The sequence below is a fragment of the Xylanimonas protaetiae genome (assembly GCF_004135385.1).
In the GTDB taxonomy this organism is placed as follows: domain Bacteria; phylum Actinomycetota; class Actinomycetes; order Actinomycetales; family Cellulomonadaceae; genus Xylanimonas; species Xylanimonas protaetiae.
Window position 1 is genome coordinate 812,327 of the sequence record NZ_CP035493.1, and the last position, 21,614, is coordinate 833,940.

22 protein-coding genes, 4 tRNA genes and 1 pseudogene are annotated in these 21,614 nt (G+C 71.4%); 18 read left to right on the forward strand and 9 right to left on the reverse strand.

The features are described from left to right. Nucleotides 1-263: 263 nt before the first annotated feature. The 4 genes and pseudogenes from ET471_RS03630 to ET471_RS03650 all read left to right on the forward strand — a co-directional run bounded on the left by ET471_RS03630 (nt 264) and on the right by ET471_RS03650 (nt 3,629). Entirely contained in the window at nt 264-1,028 is a 765-nt protein-coding gene (locus ET471_RS03630) for a DUF5919 domain-containing protein (protein ID WP_129186641.1), read from the forward strand. Next, on the forward strand, nt 1,012-1,782 hold the full coding sequence (locus ET471_RS03635) for an inositol monophosphatase family protein (protein WP_165350391.1): 771 nt from the start codon (nt 1,012-1,014) through the stop codon (nt 1,780-1,782). The genes ET471_RS03630 and ET471_RS03635 overlap by 17 nt, the downstream gene beginning before the upstream one ends. Before the next feature lie 223 nt (nt 1,783-2,005). Beyond that, on the forward strand, nt 2,006-2,854 hold the full coding sequence (locus tag ET471_RS03640; protein ID WP_129186643.1) for a DNA methyltransferase: 849 nt from the start codon (nt 2,006-2,008) through the stop codon (nt 2,852-2,854). Continuing rightward, nucleotides 2,854-3,629, forward strand: a pseudogene (locus tag ET471_RS03650) (DNA-methyltransferase). Before ET471_RS03640 ends, ET471_RS03650 begins: the two are co-directional and overlap by 1 nt. Here the strand turns inward: ET471_RS03650 and ET471_RS03655 are convergent. Next, nucleotides 3,589-4,929 carry a hypothetical protein gene (locus tag ET471_RS03655; protein ID WP_129186645.1) on the reverse strand — a complete coding sequence of 447 codons (1,341 nt, stop codon included), beginning with the start codon at nt 4,927-4,929 and terminating at the stop codon, nt 3,589-3,591. The pseudogene ET471_RS03650 and the gene ET471_RS03655 sit on opposite strands and share 41 nt — an antisense overlap. A 741-nt stretch (nt 4,930-5,670) precedes the next feature. Beyond that, entirely contained in the window at nt 5,671-6,135 is a 465-nt protein-coding gene (locus tag ET471_RS03660) for a hypothetical protein (protein ID WP_129186646.1), read from the reverse strand. A gap of 351 nt (nt 6,136-6,486) precedes the next feature. Between ET471_RS03660 and ET471_RS03665 the strand changes: the two genes are divergently transcribed. After that, nucleotides 6,487-7,749 carry an NAD(P)/FAD-dependent oxidoreductase gene (locus tag ET471_RS03665; protein ID WP_129186647.1) on the forward strand — a complete coding sequence of 421 codons (1,263 nt, stop codon included), beginning with the start codon at nt 6,487-6,489 and terminating at the stop codon, nt 7,747-7,749. A gap of 7 nt (nt 7,750-7,756) precedes the next feature. On the opposite strand, the gene ET471_RS03670 is transcribed toward ET471_RS03665, so the two are convergent. The 3 genes from ET471_RS03670 to ET471_RS03680 all read right to left on the reverse strand — a co-directional run bounded on the left by ET471_RS03670 (nt 7,757) and on the right by ET471_RS03680 (nt 10,379). After that, nucleotides 7,757-8,170, reverse strand: a complete 414-nt coding sequence (locus ET471_RS03670) for a hypothetical protein (protein ID WP_129186648.1) — start codon at nt 8,168-8,170, stop codon at nt 7,757-7,759. Nucleotides 8,171-8,418: 248 nt separating this feature from the next. Then, entirely contained in the window at nt 8,419-9,582 is a 1,164-nt protein-coding gene (locus ET471_RS03675; protein WP_425356580.1) for a 3-deoxy-7-phosphoheptulonate synthase, read from the reverse strand. A 299-nt stretch (nt 9,583-9,881) separates the two neighbouring features. Further along, nucleotides 9,882-10,379: an NUDIX domain-containing protein gene (locus tag ET471_RS03680; protein ID WP_129186650.1), complete on the reverse strand. Its 498-nt coding sequence runs from the start codon at nt 10,377-10,379 to the stop codon at nt 9,882-9,884. 135 nt (nt 10,380-10,514) lie between these two features. On the opposite strand from ET471_RS03680, the gene ET471_RS03685 reads away from it, so the two are divergent. The 3 genes from ET471_RS03685 (at nt 10,515) to ET471_RS03695 (ending at nt 12,883) form a co-directional block, all read left to right on the forward strand. Beyond that, nucleotides 10,515-11,675, forward strand: a complete 1,161-nt coding sequence (locus ET471_RS03685) for an SGNH/GDSL hydrolase family protein (RefSeq protein WP_129186651.1) — start codon at nt 10,515-10,517, stop codon at nt 11,673-11,675. Nucleotides 11,676-12,005: 330 nt separating this feature from the next. Beyond that, nucleotides 12,006-12,347: a PadR family transcriptional regulator gene (locus ET471_RS03690; protein WP_129186652.1), complete on the forward strand. Its 342-nt coding sequence runs from the start codon at nt 12,006-12,008 to the stop codon at nt 12,345-12,347. Then, the gene (locus ET471_RS03695; RefSeq protein WP_129186653.1) at nt 12,344-12,883 is read left to right on the forward strand and encodes an HAAS signaling domain-containing protein; all 540 of its coding nucleotides are present in this window, start codon (nt 12,344-12,346) and stop codon (nt 12,881-12,883) included. Before ET471_RS03690 ends, ET471_RS03695 begins: the two co-directional genes overlap by 4 nt. Before the next feature lie 53 nt (nt 12,884-12,936). On the opposite strand, the gene ET471_RS19080 is transcribed toward ET471_RS03695, so the two are convergent. Both ET471_RS19080 and ET471_RS18770 read right to left on the reverse strand, forming a co-directional pair. Beyond that, nucleotides 12,937-13,356 carry a helix-turn-helix domain-containing protein gene (locus tag ET471_RS19080; protein ID WP_425356567.1) on the reverse strand — a complete coding sequence of 140 codons (420 nt, stop codon included), beginning with the start codon at nt 13,354-13,356 and terminating at the stop codon, nt 12,937-12,939. Beyond that, entirely contained in the window at nt 13,353-13,475 is a 123-nt protein-coding gene (locus ET471_RS18770) for a hypothetical protein (protein ID WP_280949904.1), read from the reverse strand. The genes ET471_RS19080 and ET471_RS18770 overlap by 4 nt, the downstream gene beginning before the upstream one ends. Before the next feature lie 98 nt (nt 13,476-13,573). Here ET471_RS18770 and ET471_RS03705 point away from each other — a divergent pair. The 3 genes from ET471_RS03705 to ET471_RS03715 all read left to right on the forward strand — a co-directional run bounded on the left by ET471_RS03705 (nt 13,574) and on the right by ET471_RS03715 (nt 15,086). Next, a tRNA-Lys gene (locus tag ET471_RS03705) sits at nt 13,574-13,646 on the forward strand. A gap of 82 nt (nt 13,647-13,728) precedes the next feature. Continuing rightward, nucleotides 13,729-14,568, forward strand: a complete 840-nt coding sequence (locus tag ET471_RS18380) for an SHOCT domain-containing protein (RefSeq protein ID WP_242496416.1) — start codon at nt 13,729-13,731, stop codon at nt 14,566-14,568. 167 nt (nt 14,569-14,735) lie between these two features. Next, a complete protein-coding gene (locus ET471_RS03715; RefSeq protein ID WP_129186654.1) occupies nt 14,736-15,086 on the forward strand; it encodes a hypothetical protein in 351 nt (116 codons plus the stop codon). A 230-nt stretch (nt 15,087-15,316) separates the two neighbouring features. On the opposite strand, the gene ET471_RS03720 is transcribed toward ET471_RS03715, so the two are convergent. After that, nucleotides 15,317-15,901: an antibiotic biosynthesis monooxygenase gene (locus ET471_RS03720; protein WP_129186655.1), complete on the reverse strand. Its 585-nt coding sequence runs from the start codon at nt 15,899-15,901 to the stop codon at nt 15,317-15,319. Between the two features lie 105 nt (nt 15,902-16,006). On the opposite strand from ET471_RS03720, the gene ET471_RS03725 reads away from it, so the two are divergent. The 4 genes from ET471_RS03725 (at nt 16,007) to galE (ending at nt 20,744) form a co-directional block, all read left to right on the forward strand. Continuing rightward, on the forward strand, nt 16,007-16,762 hold the full coding sequence (locus ET471_RS03725; RefSeq protein WP_129186656.1) for a glycerophosphodiester phosphodiesterase: 756 nt from the start codon (nt 16,007-16,009) through the stop codon (nt 16,760-16,762). A 222-nt stretch (nt 16,763-16,984) separates the two neighbouring features. Next, on the forward strand, nt 16,985-18,220 hold the full coding sequence (locus tag ET471_RS03730) for a M15 family metallopeptidase (protein WP_129186657.1): 1,236 nt from the start codon (nt 16,985-16,987) through the stop codon (nt 18,218-18,220). A gap of 74 nt (nt 18,221-18,294) precedes the next feature. Next, complete coding sequence (locus ET471_RS03735) at nt 18,295-19,548, forward strand: M15 family metallopeptidase (protein WP_129186658.1); 1,254 nt, start codon at nt 18,295-18,297, stop codon at nt 19,546-19,548. A gap of 149 nt (nt 19,549-19,697) precedes the next feature. Next, nucleotides 19,698-20,744 (forward strand): UDP-glucose 4-epimerase GalE, encoded by a 1,047-nt coding sequence (galE, locus tag ET471_RS03740; protein WP_129186659.1) that lies wholly within the window; start codon nt 19,698-19,700, stop codon nt 20,742-20,744. Nucleotides 20,745-20,747: 3 nt separating this feature from the next. Here the strand turns inward: galE and ET471_RS03745 are convergent, their stop codons facing one another. Continuing rightward, nucleotides 20,748-21,101: a metallopeptidase family protein gene (locus tag ET471_RS03745; protein ID WP_129186660.1), complete on the reverse strand. Its 354-nt coding sequence runs from the start codon at nt 21,099-21,101 to the stop codon at nt 20,748-20,750. A 104-nt stretch (nt 21,102-21,205) separates the two neighbouring features. On the opposite strand from ET471_RS03745, the gene ET471_RS03750 reads away from it, so the two are divergent. From ET471_RS03750 to ET471_RS03760, 3 genes are all read left to right on the forward strand, one after another. Next, nucleotides 21,206-21,278, forward strand: a tRNA-Glu gene (locus ET471_RS03750). 100 nt (nt 21,279-21,378) lie between these two features. Continuing rightward, nucleotides 21,379-21,452, forward strand: a tRNA-Asp gene (locus tag ET471_RS03755). A 51-nt stretch (nt 21,453-21,503) separates the two neighbouring features. Continuing rightward, nucleotides 21,504-21,576: transfer RNA gene (locus ET471_RS03760), tRNA-Phe, on the forward strand. The last annotated feature ends 38 nt before the right edge of the window (nt 21,577-21,614 follow it).

Sequence of the window (21,614 nt, forward strand, 5' to 3'; positions counted from 1 at the left end):
CCGTTCGCACATGGAGCGCGTGAATCGCTTCTCCTGCGAACGACTACACACCCGAGCGAATCGTCTGTCAAGCGATCTGGGCCATCTCATTCGCACGTGGGGCGATCCATGCCACACTGAGGAACGTGAGCCAGACATGGGACGCTGTCGTTCGGGACGTGCTTGACCAGGCCCGACGCGCGGCCGGAGGGGGTGCGCCCCTCGCTCTCGCGCTGCGCTCCGCGAACGTCGGCCCGGAGTCGGGCACGTACTCCGAGTCAGCCGTGAGCAACTGGATCAAGGGCCGAGCGCGACCGCCGGCTGACGTCGTCCTCGCGGCGGCATCTCTGTACGGTCTGTCGCTCGACTCGCGGCTTGGCGTCGAAACGACGGCCGCCACTCCTGGACCCGAAGGCATCGACGAGCTGCGCGGCGCGGTGCACCGACTGGAAGCCCTCGTGCACGAGCGCCTGGCGCCGCCGAGCGAGCAATCCCTCATCTCGACGCGCGACGTTCGCGGCGTGTTCGCGACCCGCTCCGAGGCTCAGTCAGCCGTGCCCGTCCTGCGGACCCTCGCATCGGCCGAGCACGTCGACGCCATGGGCCTCAGCCTCAACGCCCTCTGCCAGACCGTCTCTGACGTCACCCTCGCGGAACTCGTCGAGAACGGCCTCACGCTGCGCTGCCTCTTCCTCGACCCAGACGGCAAGGCGACCAAGGCCCGCGAACTCGAGGAAGGGCATCCGGTCGGGCATCTCGCCAAGCTGACACGCGCCAACCTGCTCGTGATCCAGCGCCTTCGGGAACGCCTTACCCCCGAGGCCGAGGGTCGCGTCCAGGTGCGCACCTACGACGAGCCCGTCCGGTTCAACATCACGAACATCGACGGCACGCGTTCGCTCGTGCAGCCATACCTTCCGAACCTGCGCGGGCTGGACGCGCCGACGTTCCTCATCGAGGCCGACGACGGCGAGCCGCACGGCCTGTTCCCCGTGTTTGAGCGGATCTTCACCGAGACCTGGGAGCGAAGCCGTGTCGTCAAGTATTGAGAGCGTCGCAGCAGCCGCGGTAGACCTCGCACTCTCGATCCTGCGCCACGGGACCGACGGCCGCCGGACCTACAAGACCGACCGCGACTTCGCCACGACCACGGACTACGCCATCGAGGACGCTGTAAGGACGTTCCTCACCCGAGAGACACCCGAGTTCGGCTTCCTGGGCGAGGAACGCGGAGCCGAGGGCAGCACCGAGCGACTCTGGTGCCTCGATCCCATCGATGGCACCACCAACTTCACGCGCGGGATACCCAACTTTGGTGTTTCGCTGGCGCTCGTCGAGGACGGCAAGCCCACCTTCGGGACCATCGCCCTCCCGATGCACCGCGAGCGGTACGTCACGCGTGGCAGCGCCGCCTACCTCAACGACAAGCGGCTCCAGGTGTCAGCGACCAGTGAGCTGCACGAGGCAGTCGTCACCATGGGCGACTTCGCCACCGGCGCGGGAAGCACCGAGAAGAACAGGCGCCGACTCGCAACGATTGGGCGGTTGGCAAACGGCGTCGGCCGCGTCCGCATGCTCGGCTCCGCCGCCACGGACCTCGCCTGGCTTGCCGCTGGACGCCTCGACGCCGTGCTGATCGACGCTAATCGAACCTGGGACGTTGCCGCGGGCGTCGCGCTCGCAACCGCGGCCGGCGCCACGATCACCCATAGCGACGGGAGCCTCTACTCCCTCGTCGGGCCAGACCTCATCGCAGCGGCACCACGGGTTCACCGCATCTTGCTCGACACAGTGGAGGCATGACAACGCCGTGTCAGTGGCCACGTGCACGATCATCCCGTGGCGCACCGAGCAAGGGCCGGCTCCACAACCGCGTGCCGATGTCCCAGTCTCAGGACTCGAAGCGGGTAATCTGTGGCGGCAGGCCCGACCGGCGACGGCGGGCCGTTTTGCTAGCCGCAGGTAGCCCGCTCCAAGGACTCGGGAGCAACCAGCACCATGGTCCGTCAGTACCGGGAGGGGAAACATGTCCGAAGAAGCTAAGCCCGAGATCGATCCTCGCAACCTGCTCAATGGGCTGACCGCCAAAGAGTGGCTCAGCGAGAGCACGAGCGTCTGGACGCAGCGCGGCCTCGGAGCTGGCCACAAGGAAGCAGAGATCGAGCGCCTCCATCCTGCGCCGTTCTCGTACACAGACGTGGGCCGGATCATCCGCATGTTCACGAAGCCTGGGCAACTGGTGCTCGACCCGTTCGCTGGTGTGGGCTCAACCCTCAAGGCAGCCGCTCTCGACGGTCGACGCGGAGTCGGATTCGAGCTCTACCCGAGTTTCGCCCAGCTCGCCGAACTGCGATTGCAGACAGAGGTACCCTCAGACCTGCTTGACGCCAACCCCCAAGTTGTCATGCGTGGGGACTCGCGGAAACTCGCAGCTCGGCTTGACCCTGAGACCGTCGACCTCATTGTGACGTCTCCGCCGTACTGGTCGATCCTCAACAAGAAGTCCGACCACAAGCAGCAGCAGACGCGCGAAGCGCACGGGCTCGTCACGACGTATGGTGACGACGAGCGCGACTTGGGAAACATCGAGGACTACGACAAGTTCATTGAGGTTCTCGGCGACACACTCACTGCATCGGCAGCGGCCCTGAAGCACAAGGGCTACATGGTCCTGATCGTCGGAGACTTCCGCCACAAGTCGCGCTACTACATGTTCCACGCTGACATCGCTCGCGAACTCGAGACGCGTGGCCTCACTCTCCAGGCAATGAACGTCCTCTGGCAGCGCCACAAGCGAGTGTTCCCGTACGGGTATCCCTTCGCATACGTGCCAAACGTGCACCACCAGAATGTCATCGTGATGAGGAAACTCTAGTGGGGGAACTCATTCTCGGTGACTGCGTTGAGGAGCTAAAGCGCCTCCCTGACCGGTCCGCACAACTGATCATCGCCGACCCGCCATACAACATCGGTCCCGCCTTTGGAATCGAGCAGGAATGGACTCGGTCGCACGACTGGTTGCCGTGGGTTCGACTCTGGCTCACCGAGTGTGAGCGGATCCTCGCACCCGGGGGTCCATCTTCGTGTACGGGATTCATCACTACATCGGATTCGTCCAGGTGGAGATGTACAACCTCGGACTTGAGTACCGCCGAATGATCGTCTGGAACTACGAAAACGGGTGGAGTCGCAGCACCAAAACGCTCGCCACGCATTACGAACCCATCCTGTGGTTCTCAAAACCGCCCGGGTTCAACTATGTTCCGATCCGCGAACCCTACAAGAGCACCGAGCGCCTCAAGCATCCGATCACCAAGAACGGGAAGGTATGGACACCACACCCGGACGGACGACTCGCAGGTGACGTCTGGCACTTCCCTGTTCTTGCAGGCCGCCGCTTTGCCGCCGAGCGCGTCGACCACCCAACGCAAAAGCCACTAGCATTGACGGACCGGATCGTCCGCCATTTCTCCAACGAGGGGGACCTTGTGGTGGTGCCGTTCGCCGGTAGTGGTACGGAGTGCGTCTCCGCGGCCCGTAATGGTCGACAGTACTGGGGATGCGAAATCAAGCCTGAGTATGTTGAGCTTGCAGCCCGACGCCTCGCCTCTACGGAAGCAGCGCCACCATTGCCTGACCGAGTGGGTTGAGGGCCTCTACTGTTCCGTCCAAGTGAACTCGCAACGCACCAACACCGGAGTGCTCCAGGAAGTCTCGAAGGTCCTGGTGAAGATCGTCATTGACAACGACGGTCTTCGTCGCCGGCGCTCCAGGGAATGCCTTCGCGACGTTGAAGTACGCGTAGTATGAGAGTTGCCCAATCGCGCGAATGATCTGAGGATCGGCGTCAGACTGGATCGTCTTCATTTCGAAGATGTGCCGCTCGGGAACGCCAGTCGGAGCCCAGACCAAGTCAAAGCTTGCCGGATCCTCCCAGAACTCACCCGCAGCATCACCAATCCGAGCCGCGAACTGCCGAACCAAGGCCTGATGCACCGTCGTACGTTCACCCAGGCGCGTCTGTGCCTCGGCCTGCTGGTCGGGCGTGAGGGCTGCGGGAACTGTTCGGCTCACCGAGTGTGATCCGACCTGGTTCACTGAGCGCTTACGCCCGACAGTAAGGTTTCGACCCTGGCGCTGCGCACCACCTACAACGACATTGCCTCCCGAAGGGAGCGCCGTTGCGGTGGTAGGTGTCGGAGTTGCGGTCACACTCGTCGATGGCGACGGCAGCCCAATTGCTGCACGGCCGCTAGGCGTCAGATGAAAGTCGTGCTGGGCGTCCTCGACCACCAGTCCCGCGTACTTTGCCAGCGTGGGAAAGATCTTCCGGTTGTTCTTCTGCTGGTTCTCAGTGACACCAGTTGCAGCCCGGATCTGCGCGTCCGTGGCGTTCTGCTGATACAGACCGATAACACGACTTGTCTCCGAAGGCGAGTCGTCCAGGTTCTCCAACGCCAACTCTAGACCCAGGCGCCGGTGGCTCGGGGCCGCGTGAAGCAAGTGGAGCATCATCCGCACGGGATGGGAGACGCGGCCCGTGACCGCGTCCGCGACAGCAACACGCATCAGCCCGGCGGCGAGGAGGTCGCGCTCAGTCTGGCTTTGCGAAGCGCAGGCCAGCAGGGCCCGACCAGCGGACGTGACGGCACCCGTGGAGTCGAGCCACCCAAGGTCCCTGAGCGTTCTCCGGAGCTCACGTGCGTTCGTTCGCGCACCCTGGTCACCGCGTGGCTTCGCCTTCTCAAGCACAATACGAGCTTCGATGTCCTGCGCCGAAGCGGTCGTATAGTCGATGCCTCGGAATGTGTAGTCCCGGCTTCGCGCGAGCTCATAGCCCAGCACGCCGTCATCCAGTACATCGAGGCCTTGGGCGTTCAGGCTGCTGATTGTGTTCAGAGTGCTCCTCACGCGCGAGAACTCAGCAGCTTGGTTCGGGTAGTTCTTCACGCAGTCCCCCACGCAGAGATGCAACAGGTCGGCCCGGGCAACGTACCAGTGACCTGCAGCTTCGCGCGTGGCGGTGGCGGCGACGGAGCGGGTGAGAACTTTCCTTACTGGCTCAAGCGCGCGGCTTCGCCGCGCGGGGCGGCCTCCCGGGCGGGGCCCCGCGCTCCGCTCGCTACGCTCGCTCCGCGCACCCCACCCGTCCAGCCGCCCACTCCCACAACGAAGGCGGCTCCGAGCTGACCCGGAACCGCCTCACCACTCAGCCTGGCCATCGCGCCTGCCTCGACGAGCTGCAGACCGTCACCCCGCCCGAGATACTGCACCACCTCGCGCCCGGACGCGCACCGACAGCCGAGCATCCGGCCGACTCCACCCAGCGTCAAGGGCGCCTACGGCGTCGCAACGCGATGGGCTACGCCCACCCTTGACCCTGACCTCCGTCCGCCTCCTACGCTCCACTGTCGCCGCAGCGCCTCCGAGTGTCCCCACCTTCAAGACACCACCGCTCCGAGGGCTTAACGGAGGGCTTATCGATCCGGGCCGGGGCGAACACCGGCGAACGGCGAACAGCAGAACCACGCGGAACAGCGCTCCGAGCAACCCCTCAGAACTGATTCGGGACGAAGAGGTCGCAGGTTCAAATCCTGTCACCCCGACCAGCCGAAAGGCCCTCTGACCAGTGGAAACGCTCGGTCCGGAGGGCCTTTCGCGTTGTCGAACACCGCGTGCGAGACATCGACGTCACGCGTGGGGAACGACAGTCGGCGTGGGTGCCGACGGCGAGCCCGCGCGCCGCTGACGCAGGAGCGCCCCAACCACGGCGCACACCGTGCCCGGTACGAAGGAGGGACCGATCGCGAACCCGCCGAGGAACAGCACGAACACCACGAGGCTCACCGCCGACACCGTCGACAGCACGGTCCACGCCCGCCCGTGAGCGGCCAGTGGCAATGCCGCCAGCAGGACCGGGGCGGAGACCCAGGCCACCAACGACAGGTTCCCGGAGGTGAGGATGGCGCCCGGTGGGTCGCAGGTGTCCCAGGACGAGACCAGCTCGCCGGACGGCGAGTAGCTCCCTCCCCCGGAGCACTCGGTCTGGGGTTGGTAGACCGGCGCCAGCAGCAGGTAGCCCGAGGCCAGGACGACAAGGCCGAACGCCGCCACCTGCCACGCCCGCTTGGTGCTCCACCTCGGAGGACGGCTCATGCGTAGTCACCTCGCTGCACTACCGATCGCGTACCCCACCGTCGGCGTCAGGTCCGGCGTCGGGCGATGCCCGTGAGGCGAGGAGCGCGTGGTCGGCTGAAGGCACCAGCATGCCCACGGCGTCCGGGCGTACGCACAGCGGCACGTCGACCCGCGCACCGCTCAGGAGGAGGTGTCCGAGACGTCCCCTGTCGCGTGGCGACGCCGCGCCGAGGATCCCTGCGACTGAGGTGATGGCTGAGGTGATGTCGGGACGCCCTGTCCACAGCCGCACGACGCCCTCTGGCGCGCGCTCCCGGCTCCGGGCAGGATCGGCTGGGTCCGCAGGTGCCGAGCTCTCGGAGGGGTCACGTGGCCAGCGAGCCGATCGTCGTCGTCGGGGGCGGGCTTGCCGCCGCCCGGGCCGTGGAGACGCTGCGCGGGGAGGGGTACGACGGCGACGTCGTCGTCGTGACCTCCGAGCCGCACCGACCCTACGAGCGGCCGCCGCTCTCCAAGGACTACCTGCGCGGGCAGGCGGAGCGCGGGTCGGTGTTCCCGCTCGACGAGGCCTGGTACCGCGACCACGACGTCGAGCTGCGCACGCACGCCACCGCTGTCGGGCTGTCGCTCGACGACCACCGCGTCACGCTCGCTGACGGCGCCTCCCTGCCGTTCGGGCGGCTGCTGCTGGCCACGGGATCGACGCCGCGGCCGCTGCCCGTGCCGGGCAACGACCTGCGCGGCGTGCACCTGCTGCGCACGCTCGACGACGCCGACCGGCTCTCGGGCGTGCTGCTCCAGGCGTCGCTCGAGGGCACCGAGCCGCACGTCGGGGCGGCGCGCGTCGCGGTGGTGGGCGACGGGTGGATCGGGCTGGAGGTGGCGGCGTCGGCGCGGCAGCTCGGACTGGACGTCACCGTCGTCGGGCAGGGCACGCACCCGCTCGGCCGCGTGCTGGGGCCGGAGCTCGGCGAGGTGTACGCGCAGCTGCACGAGCGGCACGGCGTCAGGCTGCACCGGCGTGCGACAGTCACGGGGCTCACGGGCACCGACGGGCAGGTGACCGGCGTCGACATGGCCGACGGGACGCACGTGGACGCCACGATCGTCGTCGTGGGCGTGGGCGTGACGCCCAACGTCGGGCTGGCGGCGTCGGCGGGGCTCGGTGTCCGACCCGCCGCGGAGGGCGGCGGGGTCGTCGTCGACGGGACGCTGCGGACCACGCACCCGGACGTCTGGGCCGCGGGCGACATCGCCGCGATCCCCTCGCCCACCTACGGGCGGGCGCTGCGCGTGGAGCACTGGGCGCGGGCGAACGACTCGGGCCCGCACGCCGCGAAGGCGATGCTCGGGGCCACGGACGAGTACGACATCCTGCCGTACTTCTACTCCGACCAGTACGACCTGGGGATGGAGTACACGGGCTACGTGGACGGCCCGGGCGGGTACGACGACGTGGTCGTCGTCGGCGACCCGGCAGGCGAGGCGTTCGCCTTCTGGCTGCGCGGCGGGGTGGTGCAGGCCGGGATGGGGCTCAACGTGTGGGACCGCATGCCGGAGGTGGAGGCGTTCATCCGCAGCGGCCGGCCGACGGAGAAGGCGACGCTGGAGGGCTTCGTCGGTTCCGCGTGAGGCGGTGTCAGCCGACGGCGGTCGTGGCTCCGGCCCAGCAGGCGTCCGACGCCGTCGAGTACGGGATCCAGGCGGGCTGGACGCCCTCGTAGGCCGCCTGCCGGGTGGGCGGGCGCTCGCCGATGGGGACCATCCCGTGCTCGTCGCGCGGGCGCGGCCCGGTCATGAAGGGCGTGGTCTCGACGATCTCCCAGCCCGCGTCGGCCATGCAGCGCGCGTAGTGCGTGTTGAGGGCGTACTCCTGCTCCAGCCACTCGGGCTCGGCGGCCGCGCGCAGCACGCCGGACGCCCCGACGGCCGCGATCGTCACGCCGACACCCAGGAAGACGACGGGCCACGACCACCGCCGACGCCGGCGGGGCTGCTCGGGCTCCGTGCGGGTGTGCAGGTCGTACCGAGGGAGCTGGACGGAGAAGGGCATCGCGCGGCCTCTCGACGGTCGGTCGGCTGACCTCCATCCTCACGGGGTGACGGCCTTCGGGCAGCCCGGGTGTCCGTGTCCGTCGCGCGGCCCGCCCACCCGGAGCGGCTGTCGGCGCGCCGGGTCGAGGCCATCGGCTCGGGTCGAGGGCTTGCGACCTCGACCCGAGCCGGACACCTCGACCGACGCGGCCGGGTCCGACGCGGCCGGGTCCGACGCGGTCCGGTCCGGCCCGAGTCAGCGGCCCGTCAGAGCGCCCGGCGGGTCGCGACGGAGGCCGCCAGCTCGCGCAGCAGGTCCGCCGTCGTGTCCCAGTCGATGCACTTGTCGGTGACCGACTTGCCGTAGACGAGCGTGGGCAGCGGCCCCGGGTTCTGGGCGCCGGCCTCGATGAAGCTCTCCATCATGAGGCCCGTGACGCCCCGCTCGCCCTCGGCGAGCCGGGCCGCGATCTCGCGCACGACGCCCGCCTGGCGCACATGGTCCTTGCCCGAGTTGCCGTGGGAGGCGTCGACGATCAGGCCGTGCGACACGGCGCCGTCGAGCCCGGACCTGCGGGCCACGTCGAGGGCGGCATCGACGTCGGGGCGGGAGTAGTTGGGGCCGCCGCGGCCGCCGCGCAGGATGATGTGGCAGTCCGGGTTGCCGGTCGTCGCGACGGAGGCGGCACGCCCCTCCGAGTCCGCGCCGAAGAACGTGTGCTCCGAGGCCGCGGTGATGCACGCGTCGACGGCGGTCTGCACGTCGCCGTCGGTGGCGTTCTTCATGCCGACGGGCATCGACAGGCCCGACGCGAGCTGACGGTGCACCTGCGACTCGACGTTGCGCGCGCCGATCGCACCCCAGGTGACGGCGTCGGCGATGTACTGCGGGCTGGTCGGCTCGAGGAACTCGGTGGCGACGGGCACGCCGGCGTCGAGCACGCCGAGCAGCACCTCGCGGGCGAGGCGCAGGCCGTGGAGCACGTCGTGCGACCCGTCCAGGTGCGGGTCGTTGATGAGGCCCTTCCACCCGACGGTGGTGCGCGGCTTCTCGAAGTACACGCGCATGACGACGAGCAGCTCGTCGGCGAGCTCGGCCGCCAGCGGCGCGAGGCGCGACGCGTAGTCGAGCGCCGCGGCGGGGTCGTGCACGGAGCACGGGCCGACGATGACGAGCAGGCGGTCGTCCTCGCCGACGAGCACGTCGCGCACGGCGCGGCGCGACATCGCGACGAGGTCGCTGCGCTCGGTGCCCAGCGGCTGCTCGAGGCGCACGTCCCGGGGGGCGGGCAGCGCGTCGAGGGCGCGGATGCGGAGGTCGGAGGTCTCGGCCAACAGCTCAGCCTTCCGGTCAAGGGCGGCGGGCTGGGTGCCCGGGCCGCCGGAAAGGCTATCGCGCGCCGTCAGATCGCTCGGTGCGGTGTGGCTCATCGTCATGGCGGTTCTGGCTCCTGGGGATCCGGGTCTGAGGTTCGGGGTGTCGTCGTGCGGACGGCGTCCCGGCCCCGGGACGGACCCGAGGGGCGACCGGAGCGCCTCGTCTCACGACGAAGGCCCCCGACGCGTCCTGCGTCGAAGGCCTCTGCTGGCTCCGGTGGGGATGTGTTGGTCAGGCGTCAGCCCGCACGGCTCCCCACGGAGCCGGCGTAAAGCGCCAATACCAACGGTTGTTCACGGTGACGACGGTACGTCAGGTCTCCGGCGGTCCCCAAACTGATTCCACGATGTGGCTACGTGAGGAACAGGGCGGCGGCCGATCCTGCCGCCTCGAACCTCTCGAGCAGCCCCAGCCGGAACACCGTCGAGCCCATGAGGTCCTCCGGCAGCGCGTCGGGCTCGAACCAGCCGACGGCCAGGTTCTCCTCGTCGCCGACGGCCGCGGCCGCAGCCGCCTCGGGTGACACGGCCCGGGCCGTGAACAGCAGGTCCAGGTACACGCTCCGGTCGCCGTTCTCGTAGACGACCTCCGGCGTCGTCGACACCGCGGCGAGCGCCTGCACGACGACGTCGACGCACGTCTCCTCCGCGACCTCGCGGGCGGCGGCGACGGCGGGCTCCTCCCCCGGGTCGACGATGCCGCTGACGAGCGCCCACCGGCCCGTGTCGGAGCGCTGCGCGAGGAGCAGTCGGCCGACGTCGTCACGCACGACGACGGTCACCCCGGGCATCCACAACATCTCGTGACCCACGAGCGCTCGCAACCCGGCGACATACGACGGAATCGGCATGCAGAAACCCTAACGGCGCCGGGCGGCTGATCGTCGGTTCGCGGTCTGATCGTCGGATCCGACCGACGATCAGAGAGCGAACCGACGATCAGCCCGGGCGCGGGCGCGGGCGCGGCGGCGGCCTAGGGTGGCGGCATGCAGAGTTCCGTCAGTGCGGCGTTCGTTCACGGCGCTGTGGAGATCGAGGTCACCGCTGTCGGGGTGCGGGCGCACCGGCTGCCCGCGTGGGCGCGGGCGCGTGGCGACGCGCAGCTCAAGCTCGCGGAGGCGCAGCCCGCCGGAGTCCGGCTCGCGTTCGCGACGACGGCGCAGCGGGTCGCGCTGACAGCGCTCGCGACGCGCTTCGGCTACGCGGGCGTGCCGCCGCGCGCGCCTGGCGTGTTCGACGCCGTCGTCGACGGCTCGCTGGTCGCGTCGCACTCGCTGGGCAGCGCCGTCGTCGTCACGCTCGACATGGCCACCGGACGCACGACGACGTCGGAGGCGGAGCCGGAGACGCTCGTCTTCGACCTCGGGCCCAGCGGGCCCGAGCGGCACGTCGAGATCTGGCTGCCGCACACGGAGTCGGTCGAGCTCGTCGCGCTCGAGGCCGACGCGCCCCTGCGGCCCGTCGCGGGCACGGGCCGGACGTGGCTGCACCACGGGTCCTCGATCAGCCAGGGGTCCAACGCCGCAACGCCGACGGGCACGTGGGCGTCGGTCGCCGCGCGGGCGGCGCGCGTCGACCTGGTCAACCTCGGGTTCGGCGGCAGCTCGCTGCTGGACCCGTTCGTGGCCCGCGTCATGCGCGACACGCCCGCCGACCTGGTCTCGCTCGCGGCCGGGATCAACATCGTCAACAGCGACCTCATGCGGCGACGGGCCTTCACGCCCGCCGTGCACGGGTTCCTCGACACTGTCCGCGACGGGCACCCGGACACCCCGCTGCTCGTGATGACGCCGATCCTGTGCCCCATCCACGAGGAGACGCCGGGGCCGGGCGCCTTCGACGTCGCGGCGCTCGCGGAGGGCGTCACGCGCTTCCGCGCGACGGGCGACCCGGCGGAGGTCGCGGCCGGGAAGCTCACGCTCCAGGTGGTGCGGGCCGAGCTCGAGCGCGTCGTCAAGGACCGCAAGGACCCGCACCTGCACCTGGTGGACGGGCTCACGCTCTACGGCCCCGACGACGTCGACGCGCACCCGCTGCCCGACTCGCTCCACCCGGACGCGGAGACGCACCGGCTGATCGGGGAGCGGTTCACGGAGACGGTGTTCGGGGCAGGCGGGGCGTTCGCGGGCGGGCCCTTCGTGGGCTGAGCGCCGGGCGCGTCGCGGCGGTCCCCGGCTGCCTCTCGCCGCTCGTGGCCGCCGACGCCGCCGACCCGGCGGTGTCGAGCGCGACGCGCCGCTCGCCACCCCGGCTCGGCCCGCGCGCGAGCGCCGCCAGCGCGGCTCCAAGGCGGCCGCCTCGGCCCGCGAGCGCCGTCGCGCGCGGGCCGAGCCCGTGACCGCGGAGAGCGCGGGGCCGGCACGCCCAGGACGGCGGCCGCGCGTCCCCGACCGCCGGCCCCTGGCGTCCGTGCCGTCATGGTTCGCCCGCACGCAGACCTCTAGCGTGCGATGCAAGAAACCACTAGCGTGTACCGCATGGAACCGACGCCGGACGCCGTCCTCACGCAGCTCCGCAAGGGAGTCGTGGAGTACTGCGTCCTGGCCTGCCTGCGGTCCGGGCGCGCGTACGGGCTCGAGCTCGCCGAGCGGCTCGGCGCCGGCAAGGTGCTCCTGACCAGCGAGGGCACGCTCTACCCCCTGCTCTCCCGGCTGCGGCAGCAGGGCTGGGTCACGACGACGCTGGGCCCGTCCCCTGTCGGGCCGCCCCGCCGCTACTACGAGCTCACCCCCCAGGGCCTCGCCGCCCTCGAGACGTTCCGCAGCACCTGGGACCTGTTCGCCGCCGACGTCCACCATGCGCTCGAGGAGTCGAGATGACCGAGATCCGCACCCTGCCGCCGCTGGTCGAGGCCTACCTGGCCGACCTCGACCGCGCCCTGACGGCGGCCGACCCGCGCGAGCGCGCCGAGACCCTCGCCGCCGTCCGCGAGCACGTCACGGAGTCGCTCGCCCTGCACGGCACCGACGACGACGCCGTCGCCCGCGTGCTGGCCGACCTCGGCCCGGTGGACGCGATCGCCGCGACCGCGACACCCCTGCCCGGCGCACCGTCCCCGGCCCGGGGCGACGGCTGGCTGCTCGTCCTCGCCGTCGCCGGGCTCGTCGGCTTCTGGCTCCCGCCGCTCGCGATCGCAGCCCTGATCTGGGCGATCGTCCGCCTGCGCGCGCGGACGGGAACCCGCAGCACGCAGCTGGCCGCGCTGTGGATCGCCGTCGCGTCGCTCGCCGTCGCCGCGACCGCCGCGGCCGGGCTCGTGGCCTGGACAGACCTGTCGCCCACGTGCACGGGGGCGGTCACGCAGGCCGGCCCGGGAGCGACGACTGGAGCGACGACGACGCAGACCTGCGACTGACGCGGCCGGGTGCCACCCTCCCCGGCCGAGGCCGCACCGCGTCGACGCGCAGGTCAGCGCCGACCCTCTGGTGGCGAGTGGTCCGGCTCGTCCGCGTACGTCAGCACGTCGCCGGGCTGGCAGCCCAGCTCGCGACAGATCGCGGCGAGGGTGGAGAACCGGACGGCGCGGGCGCGGCCGTTCTTCAGGATCGACAGGTTGGCGAGCGTGATGCCGACGCGGGAGGCGAGCTCGGTCAGCGTCATCTCCCGCGCCGCGAGCACGCGGACCACGAGGACGGTCGCGAGTGCGATCGTCACGGCGTAGACGAGGCCCGGCGTCGCGCTGAGCACGCGAAGGTGCAGGGGCAGGTCGTCGAGGAACATCGACTCGCCCGGCCGGATGTCGGCCTGCAGGAGCTGAGGAAGGTCGGCGAGCGGCTTGCGGGGGTCGGTGATCCCGTCGGTCCAGAGGTACCGGCCGGTCGCCGTCATCCAGACCTGGGCCGCTGGAGCAGCGCGGCGACGCCGCCCACGACCAGGACCGCCGCGACCGCCACGCCGAGGAGGGCCGGGCGCTTCTCTCGACGCAGCGGTGTCGGCTCCGAGAGCATGACTCCCTTATCGTTTGTCGACGTTGTCAAGAAGCGACAAGGGTCGTCGCGGCTCCGCACAACCCCTCGTGGCGCCCGGGTGCCGTAACCTCGGGGGTGCCTCAGTAGCTCAGCGGTTAGAGCTGCGGACTTTTAATCCGTAGGTCCAGGGTTCGAATCCCTGCTGGGGCACTCTCTGAGCAGCGCGTTTTGCCGAGTCCTTGCGTTGATGGCCATTGTTGTGTAGCAGACGTGTAGCAGCGGCCGTTACGGCGTGCCACGAGAGCACTGCCCGACGCCGGACTGCGCGAGCAGCGTCGGAACACAGTGGCTGAAATCGCCCCTTCCGCACTGTTCACCGGCGTTTCACCCTCGTCTCCTGTGGAATCCTGCGGGTGAGCAGCCCGGTTCCTGGTGGCTGCCGTTCGCACGCAACGGAGTGCACATGGGCTTCATGGACAAGATCAAGGACGCCGCGTCGCAGGCGGTCGACCAGGCGAAGGAGTCGGCTCAGCAGCGGATCGCAGAGCTGAACCCGCTGGACCCGACCACGAGGGTGAAGGCTCCCGTCACCGCGAGAGGTCCCGTGCCGATCATCCAGGTCGAGTCCCACATCGACGGCAAGAACGCGCTCGTGCGCCTATGGCCCGATCGGATCGAGTGGATGCGCGAGTCGCTTGGCGGGATGAACAAGGCCGCAGCCTGGGCGACGCTGGGCGCCTCGGTGGCGGTCACGGGCCGGACCGGCACCTCTGCGAGCGACACGCTGCTCCTACGGCACGTCACGAGCGTGACCACGAGGAAGGATGGTCTGCGGTTCTACGCTGTCGACGTCCAGACGTCGGCTGGCGCGGTGGCTAACACGATCTCGTTCCGCGTCGACAAGGACGAGGCGACCGCCTTCCGGGATGCCGTGCTCAACGCTGTGCGCGACCTCAACGCGCCCGCCGCCGGGCCCACCGTGGTCGTCAACGCAGCGGCCCCCGTCGCACCTGCCGCCCCCGCTGAGACGTCAGTCGCCGACAAGGTAAAGCAGCTCGCCGATCTCCACGCAGCTGGCGTGCTCACTGACGAGGAGTTCGCGGCCGCGAAGGCGAAGGCGCTCGGAATCTGAATCGACCCTAGACGCACGAACGCGTCCCCGCACACCCGTGAGGGTGAGCGGGGGCGTTTGCTTGCCGGGTGCTTGCAGGGTCACCCGGGGCCGCATCGCATGATGCGAGCGACCGTGGCGGGGCATTCGGCGCACCGGGGCCGATGTCGTCGTCTGGGGGCGGGTCCGTGCGCTGGTCAGCCATCATCGTCAGGCGGCGGGGACTGACCGGCGTCGAGGCGGCGACGGACCGTGCGGTCAAGGGGGATCTGAACGGGGCGGCCGTCGACGCCGCCTACCTCGCGAACACGTTGCGCAAGGGCTTCTTCTACTTCGCCCTCGCGGCCGTCGGGTTGACGCCCCTGGCGAGGGTCGCCCTGATGGGCTTCTACGTCTGGTCGGAGTGGAACGAGGTCGTCCCCGGCGTCGTGATCGCGTGGTTCTCGGCCAACGTGGTCCAGATGCTGGGCCTGGCGTACATCATGGCGCGGCACCTCTATCCCAACGGAGCCAACGGATCGGCAGCAACCACGAACTGAGCGCGACGACGATCGGCCCCTCCCGCGAGTCCACGGGAGGGGCCGATCTGTGTAGCAAACCGATGCTTCACGCGGCCTTACCCGGCTGCATGACGAGCTAGCCGCGCGCACCGTTCATGCTGATCAGAGCCGATTTCAGCTGCGTCGGACTGCAGGGCGCTACCCCGCCTTTCACCTCCCGAGACGGACTTCAGTCCGTAGGTCCAGGGTTCGAATCCCTGCTGAGGCACTCACGCCCGCCCGTGCAGCCACCCGGACAGCCGGGCGGTCATCCACGGCAGCACCCAGTACGACATGATCGGCGTCAGCACGAGCGTCGACACCAGCACGCGCAGCGGCAGCGGCCACGCCTCCGCCGCCGGGACTGCCAGCCCGAACAGCCACGTGAACAGCAGGTTCACCGGGAAGAACGCCATCCAGATGACGGCCGCCTGCTTCCAGCGCGGCGGCGCGGGGAGGATCGGCGGCCCGGACGGCTCGTCCTGCCGCGCGGGCGCGTCGAACCAGCCCTCGATGCCGGTGCGCCGCACGACGCGCTCCTCGGCGACGAGGCCGGCGCCGCCCACGAGCCAGGCCAGGCGCTCCGGCGAGTCCTCCCACGCCGCCAGCCGCGAGGCGTCCGCGAACCGGTAGAGCATGTACCAGTCGCGGGACCCCTCGGCCGCCCGGATCCAGCCCGACCCGAGGAAGCCCGGGTACCGGTTGGCCAGGTTCACGCCCTCCTGCACCCACGCCGTCACCTGCGGCACGAGCTCGGGACTGACGACGCGATGGATGGACACCGTCACCGGGTCGGCGGCCGCGGGTGGTCTCATGCGGGCCAGTCAACACCGGGGTGGCGAGCGTCCGCCTCGCACGCGCGGCGCCCGCGCCAGGCGGCAGCGCGCGTCGCGCCGCACGGTCGGCCCGGTGGTGCGACGATGACGCTCGTGCCCTCCTCCCCCGCAGTCATCGCCCACCGCGGCAACAGCTGGATCGCGCCCCAGAACACGCTCGCCGCGTTCGAGGCGGCCTGGCGCGCGGACGCCGACATGGTCGAGCTCGACATCCAGCTCTCCGCCGACGGCGAGATCGTCGTCATCCACGACGACACCGTGGACGCGACGACGGACGGCGCGGGCGAGGTCGGCGCCATGACCCTCACGCAGCTCCGCGCCCTCGACGCCGGCTCGTGGTTCGCCCCCGCCTTCGCGGGCCAGCGCATCCCCACGCTCGGCGAGGTGCTCGGCTTCCTGGCCGACCGCCCCGGCACGGACCTGCTGCTCGAGCTCAAGGACGTGTGGGCGCCCGGCGACGCCGCGCGCGTCACATCGGCGGTCGAGGCGGCCGGGCTGCGCGACCGCGTCGTCGTCCAGTCCTTCTACCCGCAGACGGTCGCCGCCCTGCGCGACGCCGCCCCGGCGCTGCGGCGCGGGCTCCTCGTCGAGCGCCACCACGACGGTCTGCTCGAGGGGTGCGCCGAGCTCGGCGTGATGACGTGCAACCCGTCCGTCGAGCTCGTCCTCGGCGACGCCGGCCTGGTCCCCGCGCTGCACGCGGCCGGCCTCCAGGTCATGGTGTGGACCGCCGACGACGTCGCCCAGTGGCAGGCGCTCACCGCCGCCGGGGTCGACGCCATCATCACCGACCGGCCCGACCGCCTGGCGGGTTGGCTCGGCGGGCGCGGCGCGCGCTGACCCATCGCTGGCGCGCCGCGACCGGCGCGCGACGCGCGGTCGCGGCGCGCTCCGATGCGTCCGGCGCGCGCCACCCATGGCGCACGACGCGCCACCCGTTGTCCCGGCGGGGCCACTCAGGCCCCCACGGTGGGCTCACCTAAGTACGCCGGAGCCCCGCCCCTCGGTCGATGCGGCCGTGGTCTGGTCTTACCACACCACGCCACGACCGAGGAGCAACCCGTGCCCCAGCTGCAGCCGACCCGCGCTTCCCTGCGCACGTCGACGCGCGCCCGTCGCACTCCGCGCTTTCGCGCCGTCACCACCGGTGTCGTCGTCGTCACCGCGGCCGCGCTGGCCGCCACGACGCTCCCCACGCACCAGGACGCGCGGCCCGCGGTCCGTGCGACCGCCACGCCGGGCGCCCAGGCCGTCACCGTCTCCTCGTCGGACGCCGCCGGCGCCGAGATCGCCCCCATCGACGCGGCCCCCGAGGTCGTCGCCGCCGTCGGTGCCGCCGTCGCGCAGGCCTCCGGCGCCCTCGCCGCGGCCGAGCACGTCGCCGCGGAGGGCAACGGGACCCCCGCGGACCAGATCGCCCAGATCCAGCAGACGACGTCCGTGGTCCGCGAGCTCGTCCGCCGCGTCAGCACCACGGGCGAGCCGGCCGCCGCGTCGACGGCCGCGGCCGCGACGACGCCCGTCGCCGCCGGCGTGCCCGCCTCGACCACCACGACGGCCGCGGCCCCCGCGGACGCCGCGGCCACGCTGGGCGAGAGCGCCGCGACGGACGAGTCCTCGGACGCCGCCCGTGCGACCGTCGCCCCCGAGATCGGTGCCGCCGCCGACGCCGCGGTCTCCGCCGCCGGCGCCGCGTCGGCGGACGCCGCCGAGCCGCAGGTCGTCGCGACCGCGCTCACGCAGCAGACCGCCGTCCTGACGCAGCTCATCGACGCGAACCCGGCCGCCGCCATCGCCGTCGTGCCCGGGCCGTCGCCCGAGGAGGTCGCGGCGCAGCAGGCGGCCGAGCAGCAGGCGGCCGAGGCCGCGCACCTCGCGGCGCTCGCCGCCGAGGCCATGCAGTACGGCAACGGCCAGATCCCCGAGCACCTGCTGGCCCCGATCCCGTGGTCGACGACGGGCAGCAAGCTGCGCGCCGACGCCGCCGCCGCGCTCGTCCGCCTCAACGACGCGTTCCGCGCCGCCTTCGGCACGGACCTGGGCATCACCGACTCGTACCGGTCGTACGCCGACCAGGTGGCCGTCAAGCAGCTGCGCGGGCGCTGGGCCGCCGTGCCGGGCTACTCCAACCACGGGTTCGGCGTCGCCGTCGACCTCGGCACGGGCGTCGCCGACTTCAGCTCCCCGCAGTTCGCGTGGATGAAGGCCAACGCCCCCGCCTACGGCTGGATCCACCCCGACTGGGCCGCCCCCGGCGGTTCCAAGCCGGAGGCCTGGCACTGGGAGTTCGTGGGCTGAGCCCGGCTCGCCCACCGCACCCGGGGACGACGTCGTCGCCGGGTGCCCCGCACCGTCACGACCGAGGAGCACCCGTGCCCCAGCAGTTCCCCCGCCGCGCGTCCCTGCGCGCACGCCGCGCCCGCCGCACGCCCGCCGCGCGGGCCGTCACCACCAGCCTCGCCGCCGTCACGGCCGCCGCCCTGGCCGCGACGACGGCCGTCCCCGCCGTCCTGACCGCCACGCCGCACGCCGCGCGCACCACGGCGACGTTCGAGGCGCGGGCCGTCGACGTCGCGGGGTCGTCCGTCGCGACGGCGGAGGTCGCGCCCGTCCATGCCGATCCGGTCAGCGTGGACCCGGTCGCCGCCGATCCCGCCGCCGGCCAGACCGACCCCCGCCAGACCGACCCCCGCCAGGCCGGTTCCGCGCAGGCCGACCCCGCGGTCGTCGCCGCCGTCGCGCAGGCGTCCGGCACGCTCGCCGGGGCCGAGCACGTCACCACCGAGGGCAACGGCGCGCCGCCCGAGCAGATCGCGCAGATCCAGCAGGCCACCTCCGTGGTCCGCGAGCTCGTCCGCCGCGCCACCGCGGCCGCCACGCCCGCCGCCGTCCCGACGACGACGCTGCCGGAGGTCGGCGCCGCCGCCGACGCCGCGGTCACCGCCGCCATCGGCACCGCGACGACCGGCGACGTCGACGCCCAGGCCGTCACGGCCGCCCTCGCGCAGCAGACCGCCGCGCTCGCCGAGCTCGTCGAGGCCACGCCGGCGGCGGCCATCGCCGTCGCGCCGGCACCGCCGACGCCCGAGGAGATCGCGGCCCAGCGGGCCGCCGAGGAGGCCGCAGCCCGCGCCGCGGCAGCGCAGGCCGCCGCGCAGCGCGCGGCAGAGGAAGCCGCCGCGCGTGCGGCCGAGCAGTCCCGGCTGGCGAGCGTCGTCGCGGAGGCCAAGAAGCACGGCAACGGGCGGATCCCCGCGCGCCTGCTCGCCTCGCTCCCCTGGTCGCCCGGCAACACGCTGCGCGCGGACGCCGCCGCGGCGCTCACGCGCCTCAACGACGCGTTCCGGGCCGCCTTCGGCACCGACCTGGGCGTCACCGACTCGTACCGGTCGTACGCGAGCCAGGTGGCCGTGAAGCGGTCGCGCGGCTTCTGGGCGGCCCGGCCCGGCCACTCCAACCACGGGCTCGGCCTCGCCGTCGACCTCGGCACGGGCGTGTCGAGCTTCGGCACGCCGCAGTACCGGTGGATGAAGGCCAACGCCCCGAAGTTCGGCTGGACCCACCCCGACTGGGCCGAGCCCGGCGGCCGCAAGCCCGAGCCCTGGCACTGGGAGTTCACCGGCTGAGCCGGAGGTGCAGCGGAGGGTGAGGGCCGAGGGACGAGGCACTCGCCCGGAGCGGAACCGCAGGCTCAGCCGGCAGACAACACCGGCTGAGCCACCAGATCGGACACACCCTCGACCCCGGCCCGACGCGGCTGGCTAGGGTAGAGGCCATGCGCGTTCTCGTCACCGGCGGAGCCGGGTACATCGGGTCTCACACCGTCCTGGCTCTCCTGGCCGCCGGCCACGACGCCGTCATCGCGGACGACTTCTCGAACTCCAAGCGGACGGTGATCCCCCGGATCGAGGAGCTCGCGGGCCGTGCGGTCCCCGTGCACGAGGTCGACCTCACCGACGCGGCCGCGACCGAGGCGCTCTTCGCCGCCGAGCAGTTCGACGCCGTCATCCACTTCGCGGGCTTCAAGGCCGTCGGCGAGTCGGTCGCCAAGCCGGCGCTGTACTACCGCAACAACCTCGACTCGACCCTCGCCGTCGTCGAGGCGATGCAGCGCCACGGCGTCCACCGGCTGGTGTTCTCGTCGTCGGCCACCGTGTACGGCGAGAAGGCGCCGGTGCCGTACGGCGAGGGCTGGGAGTTCCTCGAGGCCACCAACCCGTACGGGCAGACGAAGGTGATCGTCGAGCGCATCCTCACCGACGTCGCGGCCGTCACCGAGGGCTGGAAGGTCGCCCTGCTGCGCTACTTCAACCCGGTGGGCGCGCACGCCTCGGGCCGCATCGGCGAGGACCCGAACGGCATCCCGAACAACCTCATGCCGTTCCTCTCGCAGGTGGCCGTGGGACGCCGCGAGAAGCTCACCGTCTTCGGCGACGACTACGAGACCGCCGACGGCACCGGCGAGCGCGACTACATCCACGTCGTCGACCTGGCCGCCGGGCACGTCGCCGCGCTCGAGCACCTGGACGCGATGACGGAGCCGGCGCGCGCGTTCAACCTGGGCACCGGCACGGGCACCTCGGTGCTGGCGCTGCTGCACGCGTTCGAGCGTGCGGTCGGCCGGGAGCTGCCGTACGTGGTCGGACCGCGCCGCGCGGGCGACCTCGCGGCGTCCTACGCCGACCCGACCCGGGCGCGCGAGGAGCTCGGCTGGACGGCCCGGCTCACCATCGAGGACATGTGCGCGGACACGTGGCGCTGGCAGTCGGCGAACCCGGAGGGGTTCCCCGACGACGAGCCGGCGACCGCGCCCGGCGCGTAGCCGTCAGTCCCAGCCCAGCTCGTGGAGGCGGTCGTCGTCGATCCCGAAGTGGTGCGCGATCTCGTGCACGACCGTGACGGCGACCTCCTCGACGACCTCCTCGCGCGTCTCGCAGATGGCGAGCGTCGGGTTGCGGAAGATCGTGATCCGGTCGGGCAGCGCGCCCGCCGCCCAGAACTCGCCCCGCTCCGTGAGCGGCACGCCGTCGTAGAGCCCGAGCAGCTCGGGGTCGTCGGCCGGCGCGTCGTCCTCCACGAGCACGACGACGTTGTCCATCATCGCGGTGAGCTCTTCGGGGATGGCGTCGAGGGCGTCGGAGACGGCATCCTCGAAGTCGGCGCGGGAGAACTCCATCATCTGGCTCATCCTGCCCGGTCCACGCCTGCGGTGACGTCCCCGAGGGCGTCCGTCGGCCCGTTGTCGGCGCCGCAGACGCGTCCCGGTAGGATGTCGGACGTCCAGCCCCCATCGTCTAGCGGCCTAGGACCCCGCCCTTTCACGGCGGTAGCACGGGTTCGAATCCCGTTGGGGGTACTCGGGAGCGCATCGTCGCAGGTCAGAGGCCGATTTCAGGTTTCCGGCCGGTTCGGGGTACGCTTCTACCCGGCCCAAGCGAGGGAATCGCGAAGGCCAAGGCCCTGTAGCGCAGTTGGTTAGCGCGCCGCCCTGTCACGGCGGAGGTCGCGGGTTCAAGTCCCGTCAGGGTCGCTCACGAAGCGCCCGGTCAGTCGGAAACGGCAACCGGGCTTTTGTGTCCGAGGCTCTGTAGCTCAGTTGGTAGAGCGCACGACTGAAAATCGTGAGGTCAGGGGATCGACGCCCCTCGGAGCCACCGTCAAGGCCCCGGGTCCACCAGGATCCGGGGCCTTC